This is a genomic window from Paenibacillus sp. P4_E11 (assembly GCF_056401635.1).
In genome coordinates this window covers 1-10,792 of record NZ_JBFUIX010000130.1, presented here as the reverse complement: position 1 = coordinate 10,792, position 10,792 = coordinate 1, and the positions used below count along the sequence as shown (strand labels likewise).

The window sequence follows — 10,792 nt, the reverse complement described above, 5'->3', positions numbered from 1 at the left end:
GCGGTACTCATCCTTCTGCAGCCGAAATCGGCATTCTCCCTCAAAAACGGACATGCAAGCCGAGTCGCATTCGAACGACAGGATGATAATATTGGAGGTCGTCTTGTTCAAGGCTCTTCCTCCGTGAAACAAATTTGGCATGAAGAACAGGATGTCTCCCTGTCTTAGATGATACGTCCCCAGATCGGTAAAAAACTCCACTTCCCCTTTATCGATATAGATGAACTCCCAGAAATCGTGTTTTTCCCCTCGCGTATAAAAATGTTTGGACATTTCCCGGTAATAAAAGGTGACCAGCTTGCGAATTATTAGTTCTTCCTTCAAAACATATCTCGGACGCATCGGCCGGATTCCCCCTGATACAATTTAAATCGTTTGCAATAAACAACAGCAAGCAAAACCGATATGATCCTATTATATTTCATGTTCTCATCTGGTTAAAAGAGGGACTCGAACGTTCCTATCCTGCTTACCTAAAGGACACAAACCGAGAAATCGTAAGAGAATTGCCGAAAAATCCATCGGATTGAACCGAATGTTCTGACCGGAATGACAAAACGTTTGACCTTTGCGTCAAAGCTCTGTCCATGTCTTGGCATTATTATAAACATTAAGAAAGTTGCGGGGGAGGTGATGGGAGATTGGTCGTTGCCTTCTGAGGGTAATCGATTTCTTACAAAGTTGGAGCTGAACACGGCATACTGGATCCGGAGGGATGTCCATAAAGGAAGGCTAAGCTGATGTTGTCAGGTCAAATCCGATTGAAAAAATTGCGGTTGAATACAGCTTAACAGGGGGAAATGAAAATGGGATCGAAGGCGAAGAAAGCGAACATTTATTTACTTTCGGCTCTTGTTGCCGGGATAACGCTCATGGCATCGGGCTGCTCCGGAAGCGGTGGGGAGCAAGGGAAAGGAAGCGGCGTGTCGGGCGCAGAAAGCAGTAACCAAGCAGTCAAACGCTCGGAGCCGGTCGAGCTCGTTATTCATACGAACAACGGAGCAACACCGGAAAGCTTCGACGCAAACTACGGGGATCGGATCCGTAAAAAATTCCGGGATTACAAAATCACCTACATCCAGAGCAAAGCGGGCAGCACGCTACAGGATTTACTCGCGACAGGGCAGCGCGTGGATATTTTGTTCCAGACGGATTCTTACTACTTTGAATTGGCCGAAGGCTCCAAGTTGGAATTCGATATGACCGATCTTGCCAAAAAACACGGTGTGGATCTYAACACGATCGAGCCTCGGCTGATAGAAAGCTTAAAAGCGTCGGGCGGCGGCAAGCTGTATGCGCTTCCGATAAGCAACATGATTCAGGTCATGTATTACAACAAAGGGATTTTCGATAAATTCGGCGTTCCCTATCCCAAGGACGGGATGAACTGGGATGAAGTTCACGAGCTGGCCAAAAAAGTGGACCGTGAAGATGGCGGTATATCTTATATCGGATTTACGGCTTCGCCGGCCCATATTTTGGGCAACAACCAGTACTCCATCCCTTATGTGGATGCCAAGACGGAAAAACCGACGTTCCTCGACGGCACATGGAACAAACTGTTCGAGACTTACCTTTTGACTCCTGGAAAGACCGCAGGGTACCAGAAGTTCGTAACGGGCAAAAAAAAGCTTCCATATCGGCTTGAATTTACTGATACGCCAACGCTGGGCATGTTTGTGTTCAACTCCAGCTTCCCGTTTTCGATACCGAATATCAATGACATCAGTTGGGACTTGGTAGCGCTGCCTACCTTCAAGGAGAAGCCGAAAGTCGGATCGCAGTCGATGCCTGTCGTGTTCGGCATGACCTCGATGACTAAAGACAAAGACGCAGCGATGGAGGTCATCAAATATTTGATATCGGAAGAAGCTCAATTGTCCGAAGCCAAAAAAGGCAATATGCCTATTTTGACTAGTGAAGCGGTAAGGAAAGCATTTGCGCAGGATACGCCGTTTAAGGACAAAAATTGGGGGGCGCTATATTATAACCAGATCGCTCCCGGCGTTACGAAAAATCCATACTTGCTGTCAGTCGAGCGAGTACTCACTCCTTACGTGCAGCAAGTAATCGAAGGGAAGAAGGATTTGAATACGGCACTGCGCGAAGCACAAGAACAAGCGGAGAAGACGATCGCCGACGCGAAGCTCAAAAAATAAATCTAGGGGACCGTATCGTAAAACACGGCATATTGGAGGGTTTGGAATGAATGGATTCGATTCATGGCTGCCCAATCGGCCGTTGAAGTCCGCAAAGCGAAATATCGCGATCCTATGTCTGTTTGCGCTGCTGTTTCAACTGCTATGGCTGACAGCAGCGTCTCCGCAAGCAACCGCCCAAAGTATAGGCGACGACGTAATGCAAAACGGAGGCTTCGAACAAACGTCCGGAGGCAAACCTCTTCCATGGCTGGCGATGGGGGGCTGGAGCAACCCCGAAATCCAACTTAGTTCCTCGGCGGCGCGTTCGGGTGCGAATGGAATCAAGATCGAGACGGCTCAGACTACCAACCCATGGATCGCACAGGATGTGATCATTGAACCGGGTGCGGCATACGATGTGTCGGTCTGGCTAAAGTCGCCCGGAGTAACCGGAAGCGTAGGGATGAAATTCGAATATTACAAAGGCCAAGTGCGAACCCCGGCCAACCGGTTAAGCCAATACGATATGCAGAAAAATATACCGGCCCGCGATTTGACGGGAAATTGGCAAAATTTGCGGTTTGAGGTTACGATTCCGCAAGAGGCTGGGCTTGTCTTGGTTTATTTGCGAATGTACGGGTCCGGGACCGTCTATTTTGACGATGCTTCCTTCACCCTGCTGAAGCATAGGCCGATGATCGAATTGACGACCGACCGGATTTTCTACTATTCCGACGCCGAAACAGGAAGGGTGGAGGCCGCTTTTAACTCGCCCGTCAGCCCGCTTGATCAGTTGCACGCGGAAGCGCGCATCATTCGGGAGTCGACCGGCGTCGTTATGGCGACGTATGCCCACGGCAGCGCGGCGCTGCCGATGAGCTTCCCATTCGATCCGACGTTGATGGTCAAAGAGGAGCCGTACCGGGTGGAGGTCCGTCTTCTGGACCTTTCGAATACGGTGATGGACTCGGTTACGAATATGGTGTACCGAATCGATCGTCCGACGATGCTTCGGAGCGATGGAACGGTCATGGTGGACGGAGCTCCGTTTTTTCCGATAGCGGCCTATCATGTGCGTCAAACCGATTACCCGTATTTGAATGAAGCGGGGATTAATACCGTACAAGGTATCGTCACGAATAACGCCGATGCGTTGCAGAGCGCGCTTGACGCTGCACAGCAGAATGGCCTGAAGGTTATGGTACCGCTGTACTTCAATATGAAAGTTAAAGAAAATGCGGCACTGACCGAGCAGTTCGTAAACCGGTTCAAAACTCACCCGGCGGTGCTCGCTTGGATGATTATGGATGAACCGTTCTCCAACGGCAAGACGTTGGAAGAGCTTACCGAAGCCTACCGGCTGATTCGATCACTCGATAAGTCCCATCCGACCTATATGGTCGAAGCGCTGCCGCCGTATTACGCTACGACAGCCAAAGCGACGGATATTTTGGTGACGGATGTGTATACGATCCCGTATGATCCAATCTCCCTGGTAGGCGAACGTACAGCCATGGCCAAGCAAGCGGCTGGAGAAAAGCCCGTCTGGAACGTACTGCAAGCGATGTACAATCCGCCGAATTGGCCGATTCTGCCGACTATCGGAGAAGTACGTAATGCGGCTTATCAATCGCTGCTGAACGGGCTGCAAGGCATAGCCTATTATTCGATCAATGAAAATACGTTTCAGCTGCGCAATTCCGAGCTGTGGCCCGCACTCATCGGATTCCGGGAAGAACTGGGACTGTTCGGCAGGCTTGTGACCATGGGAAGCCGGATTAGTCAAGGCCGGACGGACAACAGCCGATGGGCCCTGTGGGAAGATCAAGGAGTCCGGTATGCCGCGGCCGTCAATACAAGCGAAGAAAACCGCCAAATGACCATACCGCTTGGAATTACGGGCTACCGCGCACAATTGTTGTACGGAGACACGCGCTCGGTGCTGGATGGCCGGAGCGGTGAGCTGACAATCAATCTGGGTCCGATGCAAGCGCTAATGTACCGGATCACCCCGTTCGAGAATATGATTTCGGAAGCATTGGCGCTCTCGGCACAAGCTTCGGGGCTTTCTGCGGACGCACAGTGGACTTCCCGCATGAGCCAGCTTGAAGCCAAGCTGAACATGATTCGGGACTATCTTACCGGCGCCGCTCCCGATCCCGCCGATGCCGTCCAAACGGCGATTCAGGCATTACACAAAGTTGAACAGTTGTCGAATTGGGCCGATCGGAACGGCAGCGGTACTTCGAAGCCGGACATGTTGGCCGCACTTGAGCGATTAAGAGAGTATCTGGGTCCGCTCGCCGCCTCGAGTGCTCTGAGTGAGCTTCATGTCGGTAACGGTCAATTGGTCGGACAGGAGGAGTTAAATGAACTCTCCTTCACCTTGCGCAACGGGGCTGAGACCGCACTGCAAAACGTACGGGTAACACTTAAGTTTCCGGAGTCGTTCGGCCTGGAGCCGGAGATCCGAACCGTCGCCCAGCTCGGGAGCGGTCAATCGATTATGGAAACGTTCAGCTTCCGAATCGCAGAGCCGTTAATACAAATGAGCTATCGGCTGCAGGCCGTAATCGAGTTCGAGTACTCCAATAAACAGGGAGTCCCGATCTCGACGGATACGTTCATTTACACTCCCTATACGGATCTGCTGACCGCGAAGAGGGAGCCTGAAGTCATCATTGCGAATAAAGGCGGCAGTTACCCGTTTACTCTGAATGTAGAAAGCAACGTGACGAGAAGCTTGCAGGTCGGGTTCGAGCCGGTTCTATCGCCGTCCGGCATGACCGTTCAGCTACCCTCTCCGCTGCTTTTGCCGGGGAATCAGCAAGCAACGGTTAACGGTTCGGTATATTTGCCGAAGAGCGTTACCGATGGCGTATATACGGCAACGATCCAGGTCAAGGCAGACGGGAAATTCGTCCGGTCGATCCCGCTCCAGGTTCAAGTTAATAAAAATAAGCTGACTAATCCGGGCTTCGAGCAGGGTAACGCACAAGGAACAGGACCCGCCGGCTGGCTGATGCGCAAGGGAAGCTGGGTACAGGACGCCGTCTATGGCGGTCAATATGCGGTTTCCTTGCAGCCCGATGCCGCAAACTCCTGGAATGTCATCAACTCCGACCTAATCGCGATTGAGCCCGGCACCAAGTATGTATTGAAAGGCTGGGCCAAGAACGGCGCTTCCGCCGGCAACGTATCGATCGGGCTGAGACAGGTCAGGGAAAACGGTACATCCACGATCGGCTACACGTGGAAGGAGATCCAGCACACTTCGAATTGGACGTTTTACGAATTGGAGGTAACGTCTGCTTCGACAGCCAAGTACTTGCAGGTATATCTGTTGTCTAACACAGACGTCAACGGTACGGCTCGGTTTGATGATTTATACGTTGGGGAAATCGGATGATTGGATTAGAAGAGGGAGCGCAGAATATGAATCCGTTAGACAATTCAGTCTGGATGTGGAGCGGCGGAGGCCGTGACGACGTGAATCAATATGTGGAATTCCGTCACGAGTTTACACTGCCTCAGCAAGTGGAGCATGCGAAGCTGTATATTTCCGTGGATTCGGAATACGCTGTGTGGGTCAACGGGAGATTTGCGGATGCCGGACAATATGACGACTTTCCGGATCATAAAGCTTACGACTGTTTGCCGATCGGACCTATGCTACGGCAAGGGAGAAACGTGTTATGTGTTCTGGCCTATTATCAAGGCGTTAACAGCTTTCAATATATACAAGGCTTACCCGGTCTGATTTATACGCTGGAAATGGAAGAAATGACGATAAGAAGCGGGAGCGATGCGTATTGCCGGCCGTCACCGGCTTATACTTCCGGTCGGCTCCCGATGAGCACGGCTCAACTGGGCTTTACGTTCGAATTCGATGCGTCCCGCGGCGATAGCTGGATCGATCCGGAATACCGGATGATAGGCGAGTGGAAGCGAGCCGAGACGCGACGGGCTTTGGACGAGTATCCGAAATGGTATGAAAGGCCGGTGCGGAAGCTCGAAGTGAAAGACCGCTGCGGCTCTTGTCTGATTACCCAAGGATTGTACAAAAGACAAGCCGAGCAGCCTGATGCTATAGTTGCGGAATTGATGCAGCGCGATTATTTATCCCATCGGTTGTCCCGATTCATAATCGACGACGGCGACTCGCTGAATCTTCCCTCCTCCGGCGGGCTGTCGATCAAGCCCGAATCGTTCCAACAAAACGGCGGCGTTTACCTGGTGTTGGATATGGGGCGGGAACAATGCGGTCTTTTAGAGCTGGAGCTGGACGGAGAGGAAGGCGCGGTTATCGATATCGCTTATGGTGAGCATCTGGATGATCTTCGGGTCCGCGCATCGGTCCGCGGCAAACATTTCGCAACCCGTTATCGCTGCGGAAAAGGGCGGCAAACGTTCACCCATTATATGAAAAGGTGGGCAGGGCGCTATCTGCAGCTTCATATTGGCGGCGTTCGGGAAAAGTTTGTGCTTTATTACGCCGGTCTCCGGTCGGTCGAATATCCAGTTGAACGAAAGGGCGAGTTTCGCTGCCCCGACCGGCTCCACCGTCAAATCGAGCAGGTGGCCGTCCGCACTCTCCATTTGTGCATGCACGAGCACTATGAGGATACGCCATGGCGTGAGCAGGCGCTCTATGCCATGGATTCGAGAAATCAGGCTTTATGCGGATATTACTGCTTCGGCGAGTACGACTTTCCGGCCGCCTCGAATCGGCTTTTCGGCGAAGGACTCAAAGATGACGGCTATCTGGAGCTGACCGCTCCGGCGAAGAGCCCGTTCACGATCCCATCGTTCAGCTTTATATGGATCGTTCAATTGGAGGAACATTTGCTGTACAGCGGCGATTTCGAACAGGCAAGAGCGATGTTCGGCATCGTTCAACGGATGATGGAGAAACATACGGCACATCTGCAAAACGGGCTGCTGGTAACTCCGGGAAGCTCCAGCTACTGGAATTTCTATGATTGGGAGCGCGGCTTGAACGGTGCGGGGGCGACTGCGCCGGGTTACAAAGGGTTGCCATACACGAGATTCGATGCGCCACTTAATCTATTTTTCGCGATGGCATTGGAAGCTGCGGGCGGATTGGCGAACGCCTGCGGGGAACATATAGCAGCCCGAAACTATTCGGAAACCGCGAAAAAGGTGAAAGCGGCCATACATGAGCGTTTTTGGGATTCGACGGCCCTCGCTTACCGCACGTATGTGGGGGAAGGCGAGGGAGAGCACTACGCCGAATTAACCCAATCGCTGGCGCTCTGCGCCAAAGTATGTCCGGAGCCGCTCGCGGTCGGATTAAGGAAACGGTTGGCTTGTCCCGACCACGGATGGGTGCCCGTTACGCTCAGCTACACCTTATTCAAGTTCAAGGCTTTGCTTGACGAACCGGAGCGATACGGGCAGCTCGTGTTCGATACGATTGCGGACGATTGGGGGCATATGCTGTTCTGCGGGGCGACAAGCTTCTGGGAGACGAAGGCCGGAGCCGATGCATTCGGGCAGGCCGGGAGCTTGTGCCATGGCTGGTCGGCCATCCCAGTCTATTTTTATTACGCTTATATATTGGGGGTTAGGCCAGTAGAGCCCGGCTTCCGGGTATTCCGGGTCGAGCCGGTCAGGTCGGTTTTTCACCAAGCCGAAGGCAACATCCCGACACCGTATGGCAACATTAGAGTGGAATGGAAGCAGATGACGAACGGACTCGATTTGAAGCTGGAGCACCCGGAAGGCACGGTGCGAGAACAGGATGGGGAGGAAGGCCGCATATAGACGGCGACCAGAATGAAACCTAACAAAATCGGAATTGGCATACTTGGAACAGAAAACGCGGATTATATTTCGCAGGCAAATATTTCGGCAAGCATCCGGATTGCGAGCTCGTAGGACTGTGCGACATCAGTCCGGCCAGCTTGAACTTCGCGCGCGAGGAACTGGGCGATCTGCCTGCCACGACTTCGCTTGAACAATTTTTGCGGCTGCCGGGACTGGACACTGTCATTATTTGCAGCAGCGATCAAGCGCATGCGAGTATACGCTTGCCTCGCTCCGGGCCGGCAAGCACGTTTACCTCGAGAAGCCGATGGCGCCTTCGATCGAAGACTGCGACCGGATGGCGGAAGCGGCGTTTACGGCCGGGCGCGTGTTCATGGTAGGGCTCGAGCTGCGCTACTCGACAACGTATCCGTAGGTGGGGATTATTATTACCACGGACCTCAACGGCGCAAACATTACGTAACCAGTCTTATTCTCGAAAAAGGGACGCACTCGCTCGATTTGGCGAACTGGCTTGTCGACGCATCGCCGGTCAAAGTGTATAGCTCCAGCGGGTTGGACGTCTTCGGCGGTAGCGCCCCGAACGACAAACGTTGCCGTACGTGCGACGAGACATCCACATGCGCCTATTACGTCGATAACAAGAAAGGGCTGGAGATGGATTACGGAGGAGTGAAGCTGAAAAACGACTTATGCGTTTATGCCGAGGAGGTCGACACGCATGACAACGGACTGGTTCTGATCGACTATGATAATGGAGCCCGAATCTCGTACATGGAATGTCACTTTACTCCCGAATATTCTCGGGAATTCATGTTTACGGGGACGAAAGGGAAAATAACCGGTTTTTATAACAACGAACAAAACTTTCGAATTACGGTGATGAAGCGGCATTCCAGGGAAATGGAGACGTATTATCCCGAGAGTCGTTCCGGAGGACACGGGGGCGGGAATACGGCGATCGTACAGCAATTCATCGTGCTGGTGAAACAGGGCAAGTCGGCGATGCCGGGCATCTGGGGGGCTAGAGACAGCGCGGCTATCGCCATCGCTGCCGCCCAATCGGCTGAGACCGGTCTGCCTGTATATATACCGCAAAACGATACGTTTCGTAAAGCCTGCGAAATTCGATAAAAGGAAAGTCAGAGCCCGCGTCCCGTGTGGGACTGGATTATCTGACACTCGGCCAGCCGCTCAGCACACTGTCGGACGTATAGGATTGAAAAGAGTTAGTGCTTGGGGTAGCTATACTGCACAGGGTGAAGAACATCGGAAGGCCGTATGCGGGAAAACCGCTCGTACGGTTTGTTGAGGGGGGACTGGGGAACCAGCATTCTACTCTATCAGCGGCAGTCAAGGACTTTATTTTCTCGTCCATGGCGGCTGCTGGCTTTTGATAAGCGTGCCGTACGGCGATGTATTTTTATGTCCGCGTGTGAGTATTCATCAAAGTTCTTGTCACTTATGACATCAAGTTCTTGTCAACCGACATTTTTTGTCGGGAGTCACCATCATTTTCACATTACAAGTCGCGTAAATCGCGACTTTTTTGTTTAATGTCAAAAGGTTCTTGACATTGGGCGATGACAAGAACCTTTTGACATTCCTGTTTTGTGACAAGATCATTGTGACATTCCCGACGAATGCAGAAATAGTAACCACGGTGTGCTCGTACGCACGGCGCCGAAAACACCGGGCGCTGGCAGCTGCATGTGACGGGAAAGTGGGGCGGAGAGGCTGACTTTCATTCGGCGCATTTCGTGACGGGCAGTTTAACGCAACGAGAAAAGATTACTTGCGTCTAAAGCCCGAAGGATATGAATGTCCATTCTGCCGAATTATTCGGGAATTGAGCGTCCTAATCAGGGAACAAAACAAGGGATATCATATACCAAAATGAATATGTAACGGCATTTATAGGGAGCAAATGGTGGCCAAACAATAAAGGACATGTTTTGGTTGTTCCTAACCAACATTTCGAGAACATCTACGAACTCCMTGCAGAATATCTGCAGAAATTCACCGCGCAGCTCAATTAACTGCGTTTGTGATGAAAAGTACATATGGGTGCGACGGGATTTCCACTCGTCAGCACAATGTGCCTGCTGGCAATCAAGATGTGTGGCATTACCATCTCCACGTTTATCCAAGATATGAAAACGATCAACTCTATCTAACGAAGGGTTATCAAATTGAACCTAATGAACGACCATTTTATGCTGAAAAGCTGCGTTCTTGGATTCGTGAGAAGGTTGAAGCCTCAAGTGAATCCAAGTTGGGGCTTTGTTGAACTAAGCGTTTAAAAAAGTCAGGGGTTTCGAAAATGAAACAATCGTGATTGATATTAATGGAGGGTCTCCCGTCAACGGGGAAGTCAACTAACCACATTGGTCAGGATACAAGAGATTGGAGCGGTTACTTTCCGTTTAGGGAAAGGACCGGCTGAGGATAAGTATATTTTTTTGTTACGTAGTGGAAATGATATTAAATCATTTGTACATTGCTTAAACAGAGATGGGAAATCAATAGGAAGATATCTAAATGAAAAATACAAGATAAGGCTAGTAGAGAAGACGAAGTATAAAATGAATAATATATAAGGTCAAAAATAATTGTTAACGTTTCTTGATTTCAGTAATCCATTGAATGTTAACGGGCACGTTAGCGGATAAACGGTTTCCGCATAATGAGAAGAAGACCCTTTTTATGGGGCTTCTATTATTAACATACATGATCTTTAGATTCTTAACAGAGCTAAAGAGTAGGGGGTACCCTTTCTAATTTGACTTTCATACGTGTAAACTATTATATTGATTTAATGAAAATTGATAAAGACTTGGAAAGAACAACAAGTATGGGAG

At 50.9% G+C, this 10,792-nt stretch carries 6 protein-coding genes and 1 pseudogene; 6 read left to right on the top strand and 1 reads right to left on the bottom strand.

Going from position 1 to position 10,792, the window contains the following annotated elements:
- Positions 1-342 (bottom strand): cupin domain-containing protein (locus tag AC1DWB_RS28660; protein WP_477544512.1); only part of this gene is annotated, 342 nt, incomplete at its 3' end.
- Between the two features lie 464 nt (positions 343-806).
- Here AC1DWB_RS28660 and AC1DWB_RS28655 point away from each other — a divergent pair.
- The 6 genes and pseudogenes from AC1DWB_RS28655 (at position 807) to AC1DWB_RS28630 (ending at position 10,221) form a co-directional block, all read left to right on the top strand.
- A complete protein-coding gene (locus AC1DWB_RS28655) occupies positions 807-2,159 on the top strand; it encodes an extracellular solute-binding protein (RefSeq protein ID WP_477544511.1) in 1,353 nt (450 codons plus the stop codon).
- A 46-nt stretch (positions 2,160-2,205) separates the two neighbouring features.
- Positions 2,206-5,550 carry a carbohydrate binding domain-containing protein gene (locus AC1DWB_RS28650; protein ID WP_477544510.1) on the top strand — a complete coding sequence of 1,115 codons (3,345 nt, stop codon included), beginning with the start codon at positions 2,206-2,208 and terminating at the stop codon, positions 5,548-5,550.
- Positions 5,551-5,576: 26 nt separating this feature from the next.
- Positions 5,577-7,928, top strand: a complete 2,352-nt coding sequence (locus AC1DWB_RS28645) for a family 78 glycoside hydrolase catalytic domain (protein WP_477544509.1) — start codon at positions 5,577-5,579, stop codon at positions 7,926-7,928.
- Positions 7,929-8,160: 232 nt separating this feature from the next.
- On the top strand, positions 8,161-8,346 hold the full coding sequence (locus tag AC1DWB_RS28640) for a Gfo/Idh/MocA family oxidoreductase (RefSeq protein WP_477544508.1): 186 nt from the start codon (positions 8,161-8,163) through the stop codon (positions 8,344-8,346).
- Positions 8,259-9,065 (top strand): Gfo/Idh/MocA family oxidoreductase, encoded by an 807-nt coding sequence (locus tag AC1DWB_RS28635; protein ID WP_477544513.1) that lies wholly within the window; start codon positions 8,259-8,261, stop codon positions 9,063-9,065. The genes AC1DWB_RS28640 and AC1DWB_RS28635 overlap by 88 nt, the downstream gene beginning before the upstream one ends.
- 749 nt (positions 9,066-9,814) lie before the next feature.
- Positions 9,815-10,221, top strand: a pseudogene (locus AC1DWB_RS28630) (HIT family protein).
- Positions 10,222-10,792: the final 571 nt, after the last annotated feature.

What these genes read in the sequence shown, in the direction of transcription:
- AC1DWB_RS28650 (WP_477544510.1), top strand. Translation starts at nt 2,206, where the DNA reads ATGAATGGATTCGATTCATGGCTGCCCAATCGGCCGTTGAAGTCCGCA.
- AC1DWB_RS28645 (WP_477544509.1), top strand. Translation starts at nt 5,577, where the DNA reads ATGAATCCGTTAGACAATTCAGTCTGGATGTGGAGCGGCGGAGGCCGT.